This is a genomic window from Agromyces sp. P2_B3 (assembly GCF_056404815.1).
Window position 1 is genome coordinate 59,496 of record NZ_JBFUDH010000002.1, and the last position, 17,807, is coordinate 77,302.

The following is a 17,807-nucleotide window of genomic DNA, read 5'->3' on the forward strand; positions in this document are numbered from 1 at the left end:
GCGGCCGCCTACGAGTCCGAGGGCACGAGGTGCCCGGTGGCACCGGATGCCGCACCGCCGGCGCGGGAGGAATGGGATCCGTCGCCCGCCATGTGGTCGACCGCGGCATCCGCTCGACGATCGCCCGCGGCATCCGCTCGCCCGTCGCCGACCGCAGCCGACCGCTGCACGCCGAGGATCGCCCGGTACGTCGTCTCGGGCGTCGCAGGCGATCCCAGTGCGACGCTGCGACCCGACGGCCCGAACGCGCCCACGGCCTCACGGATCGCCTCGCGCACGCTGAACGCCAGCATGAGCGGCGGCTCGCCGACCGCCTTCGAGCCGTAGACGACACCCTCCTCGGCGGCCTGCTCGAGCAGGTGCACGTTGAACTCGTCGGGCATCTCCGAGAAGCTCGGCAGCTTGTACGTGCTCGCCGACTGGGTGAGCAGCCGACCTCGGCCGGGGCCGTCGGACTCATCCCAGCGCAGCTCCTCGAGCGTGAGCCATCCGGCGCCCTGCACGAAGCCACCCTCGACCTGGCCGAGGTCGATGATCGGCGAGAGCGAGTCGCCGACGTCGTGCAGGATGTCGACCCGCAGCATCCGATGCGCGCCGGTGAAGCCGTCGACCTCGACCTCGGTCGCGGCCGCGCCGTAGGCGAAGTACTTGAACGGCTCGCCCTGCATGCGCTCGGTGTCCCAGTGCAGGCCGTCGGTGCGGTAGAAGCCCGCCGCCCAGAGCTGCACGCGCTGGTCGTACGCGGCCCGCACCACCTCGAGGAAGGTGAACCAGGGTCCCGATCCGCCGAGCCCCGACACCCGGCCCCGGGAGAACCGCACGTCGCGCTCGTCCACGCCGAGCATGCGGCCGGCGACGGCAGCGAGCCGGTGGCGGATCTGCTCGCACGCGTCCTTCACGGCACCGCCGTTGAGGTCGGCGCCCGACGACGCGGCGGTGGCCGAGGTGTTCGGCACCTTGTCGGTGCGGGTGGGCGCGAGCCGCACGGTCTCGAGGGGCACGCCGAGGGCTGTCGCGGCGACCTGCAGCATCTTCGTGTGCAGGCCCTGGCCCATCTCGGTGCCGCCGTGGTTCACGAGCACCGAGCCGTCCTTGTAGACGTGCACGAGTGCGCCGGCTTGGTTGTAGGCGGTGAGCGTGAACGAGATGCCGAACTTCACCGGCGTGATCGCGAGGGCACGCTTGACGTCGTCGTGCTCGGCGTTGAAGGCCGCGATCCGGGCGCGACGGGCGTCGAAGTCGCTGCTGACGTGCAGCTGCTCCCAGATCGCCCGCAGCCGCTCGGCGTGCCGCACGGGCTGTCCGTAGGGCGTGGTCTGCCCCGGTCGGTAGAGGTTCCGTTGCCTGAGGACGACTGGGTCGATGCCGAGCACCGGTGCCGCCCGGCCCAGCGCCTCCTCGACGACGAACATCCCCTGCGGACCGCCGAAGCCGCGGAACGCCGTCTGCGACGTCTTGTTCGTCTTCGCCACCCGGCCCTGCGCGACGAAGTTCGGGATCCAGTACGCGTTGTCGACGTGGCAGAGCGCCCGGCCCATGACCGGCTCCGACAGGTCGAGGCTCCAACCGCCGTCGGAGGTGAGCGTCGTGGCCAGCGCGAGGATGCGACCGTCGTCGTCGAAGCCAGCCTTCCATTCGATGTGGAACGGATGCCGCTTGCCGGTCATCGTGAGGTCCTGCGTGCGGTTCAGCCGAAGCCGCACCGTGCGACCGGTGAGCATCGCGCCGAGCGCCGCGATCGCCGCGAACCCGTGCGGCTGCATCTCCTTGCCACCGAAGCCGCCGCCCATGCGCAGCGCCTGCACGGTGACGCGATTGCTCGGCAGGCCGAGCACGTGCGCCACGATCTCCTGCGTCTCGCTCGGATGCTGCGTGCTGCAGTCGACGAAGACCTGCCCCTCGGAGTCGATGCGGGCGAGCGAGGCGTGCGTCTCGAGGTAGAAGTGCTCCTGCCCGCCGATCTCGATCACCCCGTCGAAGACGCGCGGGGCCGTGGCGAGCGCCGACTCGGGGTCGCCTCGGCGGATGGTGCGCGGGATGCCCTGGAACGAGCCGGCCTCGATCGCCTCGGGCACGGTGATGATCGACGGGAGCGGCTCGTACTCCACGCGCACGGCGGCGGCGCCGAGCCGGGCGGCCTCGGCGGTCTCGGCGAGCACCCACGCCAGCGCGTGGCCGTGGAACATCGCCTCGGCGGGGAACAGGGGCTCGTCCTCCTTGACGCCCGCGTCGTTCACGCCGGGCACGTCGGCGGCGGTGAGCACCCGCACCACGCCCGCCACGCCGAGCGCCGGCGCGACGTCGAGGGCGACCCGCGCGTGCGCCTGCTCGGACTGCACGGGCCAGGCGGTGAGCACGCTGCGATCGCGCGCCGCGAGGTCGTCGGTGTAGACGGCGTGGCCGGTGGCGTGCAGCGCCGCGCTCTCGTGCGGGGTCGGGCTGCCCACGACGGGCTCCGCGGGCCGCGTGGCGAGCTCGCTCATGCCGGCACCCCCTCGACGACGGGCGCGGCCGGATGCGACCGGTGCAGCTTCAGCAGCGCGGTGCCGAGCATGAGCGACCGGTACTCGGCGCTCGCCCGGTGGTCGGACATCGGGGTGCCCTCGCTCGCCAGTACGGATGCCGCGTCGCGGACGGTCTCGTCGTTCCACGGGCGCCCGGCGAGCGCCGCCTCGGTGGCGCGGGCGCGGAGCGGCGTCGTCGCGACTCCACCGAGCCCGATGCGCGCCGCCGTGACGGTGCCGTCGTCGTCGAGGTCGAGGGCGAAGGCCACCGCGACGCTCGAGATGTCGTCGAACCGCCGCTTCGCGATCTTGTGGAACGCGGTGAGGCCGGCGAGTGGGAGGGGGATCCGCACCGAGCGGATGAGCTCGCCGGGCCGGCGCACCGTCTGCCGGTAGCCGGTGAAGTAGTCCGCGAGGTCGACCTCGCGCTCGCCGTCGGCCGAGACGAGCACCACGACGGCCTCGAGCGCGAGCAGGGCCGGAGCCGTGTCGCCGATGGGGGAGGCGGTGCCGAGGTTGCCACCGATCGTCGCCCGGTTGCGGATGAGCGGTGACGCGAACTGCGGAAACAGGTCGGCGAGCAGCGGGACGCGCCCGTCGAGGCGGCGCTGCACCTCGGCAAGGGTGAGCGCGGCGCCGACCTCGATGCTCGCGTCGCCGACGGTGAAGGTGCGCAGCTCGGGCAGGCGCTCGATGGCGATGGTGAGCGGCGCCCGCCGGCCGCGGAGGTTCATGTCGACACCCCAGTCGGTGGTGCCCGCGACGACGGACGCGTCGGGTTGGTCGCCGAGCAGGGCCAGCGCCTCGTCGAGGGATGCCGGTCGCACGAAGCGTCCGTCATCGCCGTCGAGGCGCGTCGCCACGGCCTCGGGCGCGGGGCGCGAGCGGCGCTCGGCGAGCGGGTCGTCGGCATCGGGGGAGGCGAGCGCGTAGGCGGCATCCCGGATCGGCCGGTAGCCCGTGCAGCGACAGAGATTGCCGCTCAGCGCGTGCAGGTCGAAGCCGTTCGGGCCGTGATGGGCATCGGTGCGGCCCTCGACGGTGGCCGCGGCATCCGGTGCCTCGCCCTCGCCCTCGTGGCGGCCGCGGCGGTAGAACTCGGCCGCCATGCTGCACGCGAAGCCAGGGGTGCAGTACCCGCACTGCGAACCGCCCGCCGCGGCCAGGCCGGCCTGCACTGGGTGCGGGCGCTCGGGGGAGCCGAGCCCCTCGGCCGTGACGAGTTCTTGACCTGCGAGGGCCGCGACCGGCACCAGGCAGGCGTTCACCGCGGTCCACTCCGTGCCGCCGCGGTCGTCGTCGGTGGCCAGCAGCACGGCGCAGGCGCCGCACTCGCCCTCGGCGCACCCCTCCTTGCAGCCGGTGAGGCCGAGGCTGCGAAGCCAGTCCAAGGTGGTCGTCTGCGCGGCGATGCCCAGCAACGGGTGTCGCCGTCCGTTGACGGTCACGTCGATGTGATCCATGCACACTCCTTTGTCGGAGTCTACGCCGGGGACTTGCGCTCGATCCGGTGACGCCGGGCACGCATCTGCGCCAAGATGAGGGCAGCGCGAGGAGTATCGACCCGGAAGGGAGCGGCCGCCGCATGAGCATCGAGATCGCCCGTGACAGCGAGGTCCCGGGTGGCGAGGAGATCCTCACCGCCGAGGCGCTCGCATTCGTCGAGGAGCTGCACCTGCGCTTCGACTCCCGACGCCGCCAGCTCCTCGACGCACGCGCCGAGCGCCGGGACCGGATCGCCCGCGGGGAGTCGCTCGACTTCCTCCCCGAGACCGCCGAGACCCGCGCCGCAGACTGGCAGGTGCCGCCGCCGCCGCCGGCGCTCGCCGACCGCCGGGTCGAGATCACCGGTCCGGCGTCGCCGGCGAAGATGGCGATCAACGCCCTGAACTCCGGCGCGCGGGTGTGGCTCGCCGACCTCGAGGACGCGTCGAGCCCGACCTGGGCGAACGTGGTGGGGAGCGTGCGCAACCTCCGCGACGCGGCATCCGGAACCCTCGCGTACACCTCGCCCGAGGGCAAGGCCTACGCGCTGCGCGACGACATCCGGCGGCCCACCGTCGTCACCCGCCCGCGTGGCTGGCACCTGCCCGAGAAGCACGTGCTCGTCGACGGTGAGCGCGGCTCGGGCTCGCTCGTCGACTTCGGGCTGCACTACTTCCACACGGCGCGCCAGCTCGTCGACAACGGCGACGGACCGTTCTACTACCTGCCGAAGCTCGAGGGGCGGCTGGAGGCGAGACTCTGGAACGACGTGTTCGTCTACGCGCAGGAGGCGCTCGACCTGCCGCTCGGCACCATTCGGGCCACGGTGCTCATCGAGACGATCCCGGCGGCGTTCGAGATGGACGAGATCCTCTGGGAGCTGCGCGAGCACGTGTCGGGCCTGAACGCCGGCCGCTGGGACTACCTGTTCAGCATCATCAAGGTCTTCCGCGATGCCGGCCCCGAGTTCATCGTGCCCGACCGGGCCGACGTGCAGATGACCGCGCCGTTCATGCGCGCCTACACCGAGCTGCTCGTGCAGACCTGCCACCGGCGCGGTGCCGTCGCGATGGGCGGCATGGCGGCGTTCGTGCCGAACCGCGCCGACCCCGAGGCCACCGCCGTCGCCTTCGAGAAGGTGCGGGCCGACAAGACCCGCGAGGCGAACGACGGCTTCGACGGATCCTGGGTCGCGCATCCCGACCTCGTGCCCGTGTGCCTCGAGGTGTTCGACGCCGTGCTCGGCGACCGGCCCAACCAGCTCGACCGGCAGCGTCCCGAGGTCGACGTGTCGGCCGCCGAACTGCTCGACGTCGCCTCGACCGGCGGTGCCGTCACCGAGGCGGGCCTGCGCACGAACCTCTCGGTCGGCGTCGCCTACACGGCCGCCTGGCTCGCTGGCAGCGGTGCGGTCGCCCTGCACAGCCTGATGGAGGATGCGGCAACAGCGGAGATCTCGCGATCGCAGGTGTGGCAGCACCTCCGGCACGGCGTGGTGCTCGCCGACACCGGGCGCACGATGACGCCCGAGCTCGTGCGGGAGGTGTTCGATGAGGAGGTCGCGAAGCTCCGCGCCGAGACGACCCCCGAGCGGTTCGCCGCCTACACCGAGCCCGCCGCACGCCTCGTCGCCGAGCTCTGCCTCGCCGACGAGTACGTCGACTTCCTCACCCTCCCGGCCTACGAACTGCTGGAGTGAGCGTGCGCACCGCCCTCTCGGCCGTCACCCTCGCCGCGATCGACGCCCGGCTCGCCGCGACCGACCGGCTCCTCGCCACGGCCTATCCCGGCGACGACGGCTCCCGCCAGCCGGTGCACACCGTCTACGTGCCCGCCGACCGGTACACGCCCGAGCTCCCCGCGCTGTGGGGACGCGACGCGCTCGCCGCCGTCGACGGGGCCGGCGGGGTCGAGGCGGTCGCGGTCGCGGTCGGCCTCGACGACGCGACCGCCGCGGCCGTGGCCTCCGCGGTCGAGCAGAAGCTCGTGCTCGAACCCATCGAAGACCTCCGGGTCGACTTCGAGGACGGCTACGGCGACCGCGGCGACGACGTCGAGGACGCCGACGCGGTCCGCGCAGCGAAGCGCATCATCGCCGCCGAGGGCGCCGGGTTCGCCCCGCCGTTCGTCGGCATCCGGATCAAGTCGTTCGAGGCCGCGACGCGTGCCCGCGGCATCCGCACGCTCGACCTGTTCGTGACCGCCCTCCTGGAGCACGGCGGCCTGCCCGCCGGCCTCGCGCTCACGCTGCCGAAGGTCTCGACCGTCGCGCAGGTCGAGGCGATGGCGGATGCCGCGGCCGCCCTCGAACGCGCGCACGGGCTCTCCGACGGCAGGCTCCGGTTCGAGGTGCAGGTCGAGACCCCGCAGGTCGTGCTGGGCGCCGACGGACGGTCGCCGCTCGCCCAGCTCGCGACCGCCGTGCCCGGGCGCATCAGCGGTCTGCACTACGGCACCTACGACTACAGCGCTGCGCTCGGCATCGCGGCGAGGTACCAGTCGATGGAGCATCCCGCCGCCGACCTCGCGAAGGGCCTCATGCAGGTCGCCGTCGCCGGCACGGGCATCCGCCTCTCGGACGGCTCGACGAACGTGCTGCCCGTCGGCGCCCGCACGCAGGAGGCGTGGCGGCTGCACGCGCGGCTCGTGCGCCGCTCGCTCGAGCGCGGGTTCCCGCAGGGGTGGGACCTGCACCCGCACCAGCTGCCGACGCGGTTCATCGCCACCTACGCGTTCTACCGCGAGGGGTACGCCGAGGCATCCGCTCGCCTGAGCGACGCCGTGCGAGGCGGCGGTGGCGCCGGTGCCGGCGCGAGCGCTGAGGCAGCCGTGCTCGACGAGCCGGCGACGGTGCGCGCGCTCGCCGGGTTCGTGCTGCGGGGCGTGCGCTGCGGGGCGATCCTGCCCGGCGAGGTCGCAGCCGACATCGGCCTCGACGAGGCGGCGCTCGTCGCGCTCGCCCACCCCAGGCGAGCGACCCGCGCGACGAGCGCGACGAGCCCGACACGCCCGACGAGCACCACGAGCTGAGCGGATGCCGCGGCCCCCGCGGCGACGGACGAGGAGGTCCCATGAGCTACTACACCCCGCAGGGCGGGCTGCCCGAGCAGACCGAGCTGCTCACCGACCGCGCGATCGTGACGGAGGCGTACACCGTCATCCCGAAGGGCGTGCTGCGCGACATCGTCACGAGCAACCTGCCGGGGTTCACGAACACCCGCGCGTGGATCCTCGCCCGGCCGATCGCCGGATTCGCGACGACGTTCTCGCAGCTCATCGTCGAGATCGGACCGGGCGGCGGCGCCGACTGGCCCGAGCGGGAGGAGGGCGTCGAGGGCGTCGTGTTCGTGACCGCGGGCGAGCTCACGCTCGAGCTCGAGGGCGACCAGCACGTGCTCGAGGCGGGCGGCTACGCCTACCTCGCGCCGGGGGCGAGCTGGGCGATCGCCAACGAGGGCTCGGAGTTCACGAGCTTCCAGTGGATCCGAAAGGCCTACGAGCCGCTCGAGGGCCACGAGGTGACGTCGTTCGTCACGAGCGACGCCGACGTGCCGCCGCAGGAGATGCCCGGCACGAACGGCGCCTGGTCGACGACGCGGTTCGTCGACCCCGACGACCTCGCGCACGACATGCACGTGAACATCGTCACCTTCCAGCCGGGCGGGGTGATCCCCTTCGCCGAGACGCACGTCATGGAGCACGGGCTGTTCGTGCTCGAGGGCAAGGGCGTCTACCGCCTGAACGGCGACTGGGTCGAGGTCGAGGCGGGCGACTTCATGTGGCTGCGCGCGTTCTGCCCGCAGGCCTGCTACGCGGGTGGGCCCGGGCCGTTCCGATACCTCCTCTACAAGGACGTCAACCGGCAGGTGCGGCTGACCGGCCTCGCCGCCGGCCGCACGGCCAGCCGATGGGGATGAGCGAGCGGATGCCGCGGGCGGGCGCTGCGGCTTCCGGCCCCGTCGCGGCATCCGGGCCCCTCGATCTCGTGCTCGAAGGCGGGCGCGTGCTCGTGGACGGCGCGTTCGCACCCGCCGAGGTCGGGGTGCGCGACGGCCGGATCGTGGCCGTCGCCCCGCTCGGGGCGGGTCTCGGGCGGGACGCGGCGGAGGTGGTGCGGCTCTCCGATGACGAGGTGCTCATCCCCGGGCTCGTCGACACGCACGTGCACGTGAACGAGCCCGGCCGCACCGAATGGGAGGGCTTCACGTCGGCGACGCGGGCCGCCGCCGCCGGGGGAGTCACGACGATCGTCGACATGCCGCTGAACAGCATCCCGCCGACGACGTCGGTGGCAGCCCTGGCGACCAAGCGCGCGGCGGCGCGCGGACGCGTCTTCGTCGACGTCGGCTTCTGGGGCGGGGTCGTGCCCGGCAACCTCGCGGACCTCGAACCGCTCGTCGCGGAGGGCGTGTTCGGGTTCAAGTGCTTCCTCGTCGACTCGGGCGTCGACGAGTTCCCGCCCGTCTCGGCCGACGAGATGGAGGCGGCGATGCGCGTCGTCGCCGGAACCGGCTCGCTGCTCATCGTGCACGCCGAGGACGCCGCCGTGATCGGCGCCGCGGGGCGTGCGCTCCCGCACCCGCACAGCCGCGACTACGCCGACTTCCTCGCGTCGCGTCCCGCGACGGCCGAGCACGCCGCCATCGCCGCGGTCATCGAGGCGTCCGCGCGCACGGGCGCGCAGGCGCACATCCTCCACCTCAGCGCGGCGAGCGCGCTCGGGCTCATCGCCGAAGCCAAGGCCGACGGCGTGCCCCTCACCGTCGAGACGTGCCCGCACTACCTGACGCTCACGGCCGAGGAGGTGCCGGCGGGCGCCACCGCGTTCAAGTGCTGCCCGCCGATCCGGGATGCCGCGAACCAGGACGCGCTGTGGCGCGGACTCGAGCAGGGCGTCATCGACTTCATCGTCTCCGACCACTCGCCGGCGCCCGCCGAGCTGAAGTTCGCCGGCGACGGCGACTTCACCGAGGCGTGGGGCGGCATCGCGTCGCTGCAGCTCGGGCTCGGCCTCGTGTGGACGGAAGCCCGACGCCGCGGCATCCCGCTCGCCCGCGTCGTCGAGTGGATGTCGGCGGCGCCCGCGCGCCGGGTCGGCCTCGGGACGAAGGGCGCGATCGCCGAGGGCCGCGACGCCGACCTCGTGGTGTTCGCGCCCGACGAGCTGTACACCGTGGATGGCGCGGCGCTCGAGCACCGGCATCCGATCACGCCCTATGACGGACGCGAGCTGCACGGCGTCGTGCGGCGCACGTGGCTCGCGGGCTCGCCCGTCGACCGCACGGCTCCGCGTGGGCGACTGCTGCGGCGGGCAGAATCGGAGGGTGCAGGCGATGACGCTTGAGGAGTTCAACGCCGCCGATCGCGACGAGGCGATCGCGTGGCTGCGCCCGTGCGTCGACGTGTCACGCTGGTGCGCCGAGCTCGCCGACGGCCGGCCGTACGCGTCGGTCGAGGCGCTGCTCGACGCCGCCGCGGAGGCCGCCTCGCCGTTCACCGTGGCTGAGGTCGAGGGCGCGCTCGCGCACCACCCCCGAATCGGCGAGCGCCCGGCCGGCACCGGCGCCGAGGCGGCGATGTCACGCTCGGAGCAGTCCGGCGTCGACCCGGCCGACGCCCGGGTGGCGGACGAGCTCGCCGCCGGCAACCGCGCGTACGAGCAGAAGTTCGGACGGGTGTTCCTCATCCGGGCCGCCGGCCGCTCGGCATCCGACATCCTGGCCGCGCTCACCGAGCGGCTCGCGCACACCCCGGCCGAGGAGGAACCGGTCGTCGCCGACCAGTTGCGCCAGATCGCCGTGCTCCGACTGAAGGGACGTCTCGCATGACCACCTCCCGCATCACCACCCATGTGCTCGACTCGTCGACCGGCGTGCCCGCGCAGGGGATGCACGTCGAACTCGCCGGTCGCGAGGGCAACGGCTGGCGGCCGCTCGACGCCGGCATCACCGACGCCGACGGCCGCATCATGCGACTCGGCGGCGACGACCTGCCCGCGGGCGAGTACCGTCTGCGCTTCGACACCGGCGGATACTTCCGGGCTCGGAATGCGGTGACGTTCTACCCCGAGGCGATCATCACCTTCATCGTCACCGACGATGGCCGGCACGTCCATGTGCCGCTCCTGCTGAGCCCGTTCGCCTACTCCACCTACCGAGGGAGCTGAGCCATGACCGAGTCCCCGATCGTCCTCGGCGCCAACCAGTACGGCAAGGCGGAGGTGCGCGTCGTGAAGCTCATCCGCGACACCGCCCGGCATGAGATCGACGACCTGAACGTGACCTCCCAGCTGCGTGGCGACTTCACGGCGGCACACCTCGCCGGCGACAACGACCACGTCGTGCCGACCGACACGCAGAAGAACACGATCTTCGCATTCGCCCGTGACGGCATCGGGTCGCCGGAGTCGTTCCTGCTGCGGCTGGCCGACCACTTCGCCGGCTCCTTCGACTGGGTGACCGGCGGACGGTGGGAGGCCGAGCGCTTCGACTGGGAGCGCATCCGCACCGGCTCCGAAGAGCACGATCACGGGTTCGTGCGCTCGGGGCGCGAGGTGCGCACGGCGCTCGTCATCGCCGACGGCGCCGACCGCCACGTGCTCGGCGGCCTCAGGGGGCTGACGGTGCTGAAGAGCACGGACTCGGGCTTCGTCGGGTATCCGAAGGACCGTTACACGACGCTCCCCGAGACGACCGACCGCATCCTCGCGACCGAGGTCACCGCCCGGTGGCGCTACGGCACCGACGGAGGGGCCGCCCGGGCCGAGGTCGACTACGACGCGGTGTACGCCTCGGTGCGGGGCCAGCTGCTCGAGGCGTTCGCCGACGGCTACTCGCCCGGCCTGCAGGCGACCCTGTTCGAGATGGGCCGACGGGTGCTCGAGCGGCATCCCGAGATCGCCGAGATCCGTTTCTCGATGCCGAACAAGCACCACTTCCTCGTCGACCTCTCGCCGTTCGGGCTCGACAACCCCAACGAGGTGTTCTTCGCCGCCGACCGCCCGTACGGCCTGATCGAGGCGGCTGTGGTGCGCGAGGGCGTGGAGTCCCCGCCCGCCGCTTGGGACGGCGTCGCCGGGTTCTGCTGACCCGGCCCGCTGCCTCGCGGATGCCGCGGGCGGGCGGTGCGGCCCAGGACGACCCGTTCGGAATCCGTGTGATCCCGGGACGGTGCGGCATCGACTGGGCATCCCGCCCGCGATAGCGTCGGGGGATGCGGATCCTCCTCGTCGGCGCCGGAGGCGTCGGAGATGCCATCGCGAAGATCGCGGCTCGTCGCGACTTCTTCGAGCTCCTCGTCGTGAGCGACTACGACGAATCGCGGGCGGAGCGCACCGTGGAGTGGATCCGCGGGCGGCACGGCGACGAGGTGGCCGCCCGCTTCGCCACGACCAGGATCGACGCGAGCGACCCCGACGTCGTGGCATCCGTCGCCCGCGAGATGCGCGCCACGCACGTGATGAACGCGGTCGAGCCGAAGTTCGTACCGTCGATCTTCGCCGGCGCGCTGGCCGCCGGGGCCGACTACCTCGACATGGCGATGAGCCTGTCCGAGCCGCATCCGACCGACCCCTACGCGCAGACCGGGGTGAAGCTCGGCGACGACCAGTTCGCGCAGGCCCCCGACTGGCAGGCCGCCGGCCGGCTCGCGCTCGTCGGCATGGGCGTGGAGCCGGGCCTGTCCGACGTGTTCGCCCGGTACGCCGCCGATCACCTGTTCTCCGACATCGACGAGCTCGGCGTGCGCGACGGCGCGAACCTCGTCGTCACCGATGAGGAGGGCAACGAGATCTTCGCCCCGTCGTTCTCGATCTGGACGACGATCGAGGAGTGCCTGAATCCGCCCGTGATCTGGGAGGAGGACGGGGGCTGGTTCACAACACCGCCGTTCAGCGAGCCCGAGGTCTTCGAGTTCCCCGAGGGCATCGGCCCGGTCGAGTGCGTGAACGTCGAGCACGAGGAGGTGCTCCTTATGCCCCGCTGGGTCGACGCGAAGCGGGTCACGTTCAAGTACGGCCTCGGCGACGAGTTCATCACCGTGCTGAAGACCCTGCACCTGCTCGGCCTCGACTCGACGACGCCTGTGCGGGTGCGCTCGGCGAACGGCCCGGTCGAGGTCGCGCCGCGCGATGTGGTGGCGGCATCGCTGCCCGATCCGGCGACCATCGGCCCGCGCATGACCGGCAAGACCTGCGCCGGGCTGTGGGTCACGGGCACCGGCACCGACGGGAAGCCGCGCGAGGTGTACCTGTACCACGTGTCCGACAACGAGTGGACGATGGCCGAGTACGAGGCGCAGTGCGTGGTCTGGCAGACGGCCCTGAACCCGGTCATCGCGCTCGAGCTCCTCGCCAGCGGCGCCTGGACGGGCACCGGCGTGCTCGGCCCCGAGGCGTTCGACGCGGCGCCGTTCCTCGAGCTCATGGCCCGCCGCGAGTCCGACGGCGGCTACGGCCAGACGTGGGGCATGGAGGATCGGCTGGCGTGACCGTCACCGAGGCTGCGGCGGCTGAGGCCGACGCGATGGCGGATGCCGCGGATGCCCGCAGCGGCATCTGCACCCGTCCGGCGCGTCCCGACGAGCTCGACGGTGTGCTCGCCCGCTTCGAGGCGACCTGGGGGGAGGGTCGCGGACCCGACCGCTCGATCATCCAGGCCATCGATCACGCGGGCAACACCGTGCTCGTCGCCGTCGACCTCGGCCAGGGCGGTGCGGATGCCGCGGGCGCACCGCTCGGCGCGACGCTCGGGTTCCTCGGCTGGGCGGGCGGCCTGCACCTGCACTCCCACATGAACGCCGTCGATCCGGCGGCGCGCGGACGCGGCATCGGCGTCGCCCTCAAGCTCCGCCAGCGGGCGGTGTGCCTGTCGCACGGGGTCACCGAGATGCGCTGGACGTACGACCCGCTCATCCGCCGCAACGCCCGCCTCAATCTCGTGCGCCTCGGCGCCGAGGTCGTCGCGTTCCAGGCCGACTTCTACGGCGTGCTCGACGACGCGATCACGGGCCGTGACCGCAGCGACCGGTTCGAGGTGCGGTGGCGCCTGGACGCGCCGCGCACCGCGCGGGCGCTCGTCGGCGGCGCAGTTCCCGAGTGGCGTGCCGAGGGCGGCCTGCCGCTCGTGGCCGACTTCGAGGCGGTTCGCGCCGCCGACCCCGCCGCTGCGGCACGGCTCCGAGATGCATCCCGCGAGGCCTTCGCGGTGCTCGCGGCCGACCCGGGCCTGCGCGTGGACCTCGACGCGAACGGCGACTACGTCTTCACGCGCGACGACCCCGACCGGGAGGCATCATGAGCGACACGACGAGCGACACCCCCACCATCGAGCGCATCGAGCTGCATCGCCTCGAGGTGCCGCTCGTGCGTCCGTTCGAGACCTCGTTCGGCCGCGAGACCGTGCGCGAGGTGCTCCTTGTGCACGTCGCCACCGACGCCGGCGACGGCTGGGGGGAGTGCGTCGCCGGCCGCGACCCGTTCTACTCGGGCGAGTACGTCGACGGGGCGGCATCCGTCATCGAGCGCTACCTCGCACCGGCGCTGCTCCACCCCGGGGCCCGAACGCACGTCCACGCAGCGGCAGCGCAGACCGGACAGCGCGAGCCGACGGATGCCGCAGGCGCGGCCGCCCTCGACGGGCCGGGTCGGCGCGGGGCATCCGTGCCGCTGGCGGCATCCGTCGGCCCGACGCTCGCGTTCGTCGCGGGGCACCGGATGGCGAAGGGGGCGCTCGAGGCGGCCGTGCTCGACGCGGAGCTGCGCGCGCAGGGCCGCTCGATGGGCGAGCTGTTCGGTGCGACCCGCGACTGGGTCGACTGCGGCGTGTCGGTCGGCATCGCGCCGACCCTCGAGGAGCTGCTCGACGAGGTCACCGGCTACGTCGAGGAGGGCTACCGCCGCATCAAGCTCAAGATCAAGCCCGGCTGGGACCTCGTGCCCGTGGGAGCCGTGCGCGAGCTGCTCGGGCCGGCCGGGCTGCTGCAGGTCGACGCGAACACCGCCTACACTGTCGACGACATCCCCCTGCTGGCCGAGCTCGACGCGTTCGGCCTGCTGCTCATCGAGCAGCCGTTCGCCGAGGAGGACCTCGCCGCGCACGTGCGCCTCGCCGAGGCGTGCGAGACCCCCGTGTGCCTCGACGAGTCGATCCTCGACGTGACGACGGCCGTCGACGCGATCGATCGCGGGGCGACCAGCGTGGTGAACGTCAAGCCGGGTCGCATGGGCGGGTACCTCGAGGCACTGCGCGTGCACGACGCGTGCCGCGCGCTCGACGTGCCGGTGTGGTGCGGCGGCATGCTCGAGACGGGGATCGGTCGCGCGGCGAACGTCGCGCTCGCGGCCCTGCCGGGCTTCACCCTGCCGGGCGACACCTCGGCATCGGGCCGCTACTTCGCCGAGGACCTCACCGAGCCGTTCGTGCTCGGCGACCCCGACGGTGAGCATCGGGGTCAGCTGCGGGTGCCGGATGCCCCCGGCACGGGCGTGACCGTGCGCGAGGACCTCCTGCGCGACTGGGCGACGCGCGAGCCCGTGGTGCTCACCCCCTGACCTCAGCGGCTGCCGTCCACCCGCTGACGTGACCCGCGGCTCACCGCAGCGTGAGCGCGAGCTCGCCGATCGCCGCCGCCGACGCCGCCAGGCGCGGATCGTCGTCGATGGCGAACCACGTCGACGAGAGCGCGCACCAGGCGACGAGCCAGTCCGCCAGTCGTCCCGGCTCGAACCCCGTCGACGCCGCGACGACGCCGAACTGCCGCTCGAGCCGACCCGGGGCGAGTGCGCGTTCGTGCGACGGGTTGCAGAGCAGGTTGCAGACGTCGAACTCCGCGTCGCCCAGGAGCCCCTTGGGGTCGATGGCGAGCCAGCCGCGCTCGCCGAAGTCGAGCACGTTGCCGTGATGGAGGTCGCCGTGCAGCACGACCGGGTCGCGCGGGTCGGCGAGCAGCCGCCCGGCGATGTCGGCGCCGCGCCGATGGAAGGCGCCGAGTTCGCCGCCGTGCGAGAACAGGTGGCGGAACCAGGTCGGAAGGTCGAGCAGCTCGGGCGGGTCGTCGGCGTCCAGCACGTCGGCGGATGCCGCGTGGATGCGCCCTGCCGCGTCGCAGATGATCCGCGTGGCCTCGTCGTCGTGCCCCGACTCGACCATGGTGACGAGGTCACGCGGCCCCGTGGCCCGCTCGAGGAGCACCGCCGCGCCGTTGCGCTCGAGCACCCGGGCCACTCCATGCCCGTCGAGCGCGGCGAGCAGGTCGGCGCCTCGCACCTCCTCGTCGACGTGGGCGACCTTGAGCACGGCGGGCGTGCCGTCCTCCGTGCGCACGGGCGTGAGGGTGCTCGACGCCGTGGTGACGGGGTCGCCGTCGGGGCGCACGCGCCAGCGTCGCAACCACGCGGTCTCCCCGGCGTGTCCGGGGTCGACCGGCCCGAGGTCGCTCACGACCGGTTCCACTCCTTGCCGGCCCACGGGTCGTAATCGGCCTCGAGCGACTCCTGGTCCGGCCGCTTCGACTCGGGCACGTGCTGCAGGTTCACCCTGATGCGGTACCAGAGCGAGCTCGATCCGCGCATGCCGTCGACGAGCACGTCGGCCGGATCGAGCATCGGCACGACGTCGGGATGCTTCGCCTTCCACCGTTCGAGGGCCTCCATGGCCTCGGGCTTGGTCTTGGTGCGCGCGACCTCGATGAGCGGCATCGTCGATTGGCGCCGGCCCGACCCGTCCGACGACTTCGGCGGCTTCTCCGCGGGGCCGAGCTCCTCGGCGAGCCGCAGGAGGCCGTCGAGTCGTCCGACGGCGTCATCGATGCCCGCGGCAGGGTCGCCGCGTTCCGCGAAGCGCTGCAGCACGGTCGCCACGGTGAAGCGCTCGGGGTGGCTGTCGCGCACCTCATCCCAGTCGAGTGGGGTCGACACGCGCGCGTCGGGCAGCGGCCGGATCGAGTATGCCGAGGCGACGGTGCGGTCCTTCGCGTTCTGGTTGAAGTCGACGAACACGCTCTCGCCGCGCTCCTCCTTCCACCACCGCGCGGTCGCCAGTCCGGGCGCACGCAGCTCGGTCTCGCGGGCGAGGGTCTCGGCGGCGAGCCGCACCTCGCGGAAGGTCCACTCAGGTTCGATCCGCACGTTGATGTGCATGCCGCGCGACCCCGAGGTCTTCGGCCACCCCACGAGCCCGTGGTCGGCGAGCACCTCCCGCACGACCATCGCGACGTCGACGATCTGCGACCAGTCGACGCCCGGCATCGGGTCGAGGTCGACCCGCAACTCGTCGGGGCGCTCGAGGTCCTCGGCGCGCACCGGGTGCGGGTTGAGGTCGATGCAGCCGAGGTTCACGACCCACGCGAGCGCCGCGGCATCCCGCACCACGACCTCCTCGGCGGAGTTGCCGGACGCGTAGTGCAGAGTCGCCGTGTCGATCCAGTCGGGCCGTTTCTCGGGCGCGCGCTTCTGGAAGAACGCCTCCTGCGAGATGCCCTTCACGAAGCGCTTCAGCACCATCGGGCGCCCGGCCGCGCCACGCAGCGCGCCGTCGGCGACGCCCAGGTAGTAGCGGACCAGGTCGAGCTTGGTGAGCCCCGGCTCGGGGAACACCACCTTGTCGGGGCTGCTGATGCGCACCTCGCGACCATCGATCTCGAGGAGCTCGGCATCGTCCTTGGCGGGACTCACGCCTTCACCCTAGGACGGCCCGTCGCCGAATGGGAGGTGGCGTGCCGCCCTTGCCGCGAGATGACGCGAATCGACCTTCGCGGCACCGCCAAGGGTCGATTCGCGTCACCTCACGTCTCATCGCGTCACGATGCGCCCGAGGCGACGGATGCCGCGGCCGCCGCCGCGGCGAGCCCGTACCGTCGCGGCGTCTCGCCGATCACCGCGCGGAACTCCCGGGTCAGGTGCGCCTGGTCGGCGAAGCCAAGGTCGGCCGCGAGGTCGGCGAGTGCGGGAGCGCCGGGCGCGGCGAGCGCCGCAGCAGCCTCCTGCATGCGGTAGCGACGGATGAGCCACTTGGGCGTCAGGCCGAGCTGCTCGCGCACGAGCCGCTGCAGGGTGCGCAGGCCGAGTCCGCTCGCGCGGGCGAGGTCTTCGGCGCGCAGGATGCCGCGATCGTGCTCCGCGAGCTCGACGACGTGCCGCACGAGCCTGGCGTCCTCGCCGAGCATGAGGTGCTGTCGCGCGAGCCACCGCTCGAACGCCGCGACGCCCGCCGCGTCGTCGCCGGCCTCGAGGGCGACGCGCACGTCGTGGGCCAGCCCCGCGGCATCCGTCGCCCGCAGCTCGTCGAGTGGCACCGAGCCGCCGAGCAGCGCGCGCATCGGTCCGCGCGTCAGCAGCCGTGCGACCCCGGGCTGCAACAGGACCCCGAACGCCCAGCCCGCGCCCTCGAGCCGGCGATGCGAACGGCCCGCTTCGGGACCGTGCAGACCAGCGGCATCCGCTTCGATCACGAGGTTCGCCGAGGGGTAGTCGAGCACGCCCTGCTCGACGACCGCGCCGGATGGCAGCTGCCACCTGGGCACCCAGACGTGTCGCACCAGGTCGGCGAGGGTGGGGTCGACGACGTACCGGGCGAGTCGCACCGGGGCCCGCGCCTCGACCTGCGCATCGGCGTGCGCCGCGAGCGGGGCGATGCCCGGAGCGTCGGGCGTCGTCGCGAGCACGCCCTTGACGGCCGAGGCGCCCGCCCGGGATCGCCAGTACGCGTCGGACGTCGTCATGGGCCCAGTATCGCGGGCACCACCGATGTCGCGTTTCGACAAGCGTCTCGGATGCCGCTTGCGTAGCGTCGAGGGCATCGGAACCGTCCGTCCAGGGAGGAC

15 protein-coding genes are annotated in these 17,807 nt (G+C 73.0%); 10 read left to right on the forward strand and 5 right to left on the reverse strand.

All coding sequences use genetic code 11. The features are described from left to right. Positions 1–8: 8 nt before the first annotated feature. Positions 9–2,483, reverse strand: a complete 2,475-nt coding sequence (xdhB, locus tag AC1DZA_RS03195) for a xanthine dehydrogenase molybdopterin binding subunit (RefSeq protein WP_476771671.1) — start codon at positions 2,481–2,483, stop codon at positions 9–11. Further along, positions 2,480–3,967 carry a xanthine dehydrogenase small subunit gene (locus AC1DZA_RS03200; RefSeq protein ID WP_476771672.1) on the reverse strand — a complete coding sequence of 496 codons (1,488 nt, stop codon included), beginning with the start codon at positions 3,965–3,967 and terminating at the stop codon, positions 2,480–2,482. The genes xdhB and AC1DZA_RS03200 overlap by 4 nt, the downstream gene beginning before the upstream one ends. Positions 3,968–4,089: 122 nt before the next feature. Between AC1DZA_RS03200 and aceB the strand changes: the two genes are divergently transcribed. The 10 genes from aceB (at position 4,090) to menC (ending at position 14,538) form a co-directional block, all read left to right on the forward strand. After that, complete coding sequence (gene aceB / locus AC1DZA_RS03205) at positions 4,090–5,688, forward strand: malate synthase A (protein ID WP_476771673.1); 1,599 nt, start codon at positions 4,090–4,092, stop codon at positions 5,686–5,688. Positions 5,689–5,690: 2 nt separating this feature from the next. After that, positions 5,691–7,019 carry a DUF6986 family protein gene (locus AC1DZA_RS03210; protein WP_476772004.1) on the forward strand — a complete coding sequence of 443 codons (1,329 nt, stop codon included), beginning with the start codon at positions 5,691–5,693 and terminating at the stop codon, positions 7,017–7,019. 41 nt (positions 7,020–7,060) lie between these two features. After that, positions 7,061–7,906 (forward strand): bifunctional allantoicase/(S)-ureidoglycine aminohydrolase, encoded by an 846-nt coding sequence (locus AC1DZA_RS03215; RefSeq protein ID WP_309973667.1) that lies wholly within the window; start codon positions 7,061–7,063, stop codon positions 7,904–7,906. A gap of 8 nt (positions 7,907–7,914) precedes the next feature. Continuing rightward, positions 7,915–9,333 (forward strand): allantoinase AllB, encoded by a 1,419-nt coding sequence (gene allB, locus AC1DZA_RS03220; protein WP_476772005.1) that lies wholly within the window; start codon positions 7,915–7,917, stop codon positions 9,331–9,333. Continuing rightward, a complete protein-coding gene (gene uraD, locus AC1DZA_RS03225; RefSeq protein WP_476771674.1) occupies positions 9,323–9,817 on the forward strand; it encodes a 2-oxo-4-hydroxy-4-carboxy-5-ureidoimidazoline decarboxylase in 495 nt (164 codons plus the stop codon). Before allB ends, uraD begins: the two co-directional genes overlap by 11 nt. Then, positions 9,814–10,155, forward strand: a complete 342-nt coding sequence (uraH, locus tag AC1DZA_RS03230) for a hydroxyisourate hydrolase (RefSeq protein WP_476771675.1) — start codon at positions 9,814–9,816, stop codon at positions 10,153–10,155. The genes uraD and uraH overlap by 4 nt, the downstream gene beginning before the upstream one ends. Positions 10,156–10,158: 3 nt before the next feature. After that, a complete protein-coding gene (gene pucL / locus AC1DZA_RS03235) occupies positions 10,159–11,076 on the forward strand; it encodes a factor-independent urate hydroxylase (RefSeq protein ID WP_476771676.1) in 918 nt (305 codons plus the stop codon). A 125-nt stretch (positions 11,077–11,201) separates the two neighbouring features. Then, positions 11,202–12,476, forward strand: a complete 1,275-nt coding sequence (locus tag AC1DZA_RS03240) for a saccharopine dehydrogenase family protein (protein ID WP_476771677.1) — start codon at positions 11,202–11,204, stop codon at positions 12,474–12,476. Then, positions 12,473–13,285: a hypothetical protein gene (locus tag AC1DZA_RS03245; RefSeq protein ID WP_476771678.1), complete on the forward strand. Its 813-nt coding sequence runs from the start codon at positions 12,473–12,475 to the stop codon at positions 13,283–13,285. Before AC1DZA_RS03240 ends, AC1DZA_RS03245 begins: the two co-directional genes overlap by 4 nt. Next, the gene (menC, locus tag AC1DZA_RS03250) at positions 13,282–14,538 is read left to right on the forward strand and encodes an o-succinylbenzoate synthase (protein ID WP_476771679.1); all 1,257 of its coding nucleotides are present in this window, start codon (positions 13,282–13,284) and stop codon (positions 14,536–14,538) included. The genes AC1DZA_RS03245 and menC overlap by 4 nt, the downstream gene beginning before the upstream one ends. Positions 14,539–14,578: 40 nt before the next feature. Here the strand turns inward: menC and AC1DZA_RS03255 are convergent, their stop codons facing one another. The 3 genes from AC1DZA_RS03255 to AC1DZA_RS03265 all read right to left on the reverse strand — a co-directional run bounded on the left by AC1DZA_RS03255 (position 14,579) and on the right by AC1DZA_RS03265 (position 17,705). Continuing rightward, complete coding sequence (locus AC1DZA_RS03255; protein ID WP_476771680.1) at positions 14,579–15,427, reverse strand: aminoglycoside phosphotransferase family protein; 849 nt, start codon at positions 15,425–15,427, stop codon at positions 14,579–14,581. Continuing rightward, a complete protein-coding gene (ligD, locus tag AC1DZA_RS03260; protein ID WP_476771681.1) occupies positions 15,424–16,659 on the reverse strand; it encodes a non-homologous end-joining DNA ligase in 1,236 nt (411 codons plus the stop codon). Before ligD ends, AC1DZA_RS03255 begins: the two co-directional genes overlap by 4 nt. A gap of 125 nt (positions 16,660–16,784) precedes the next feature. Continuing rightward, on the reverse strand, positions 16,785–17,705 hold the full coding sequence (locus AC1DZA_RS03265) for an AraC family transcriptional regulator (RefSeq protein ID WP_476771682.1): 921 nt from the start codon (positions 17,703–17,705) through the stop codon (positions 16,785–16,787). Positions 17,706–17,807: the final 102 nt, after the last annotated feature.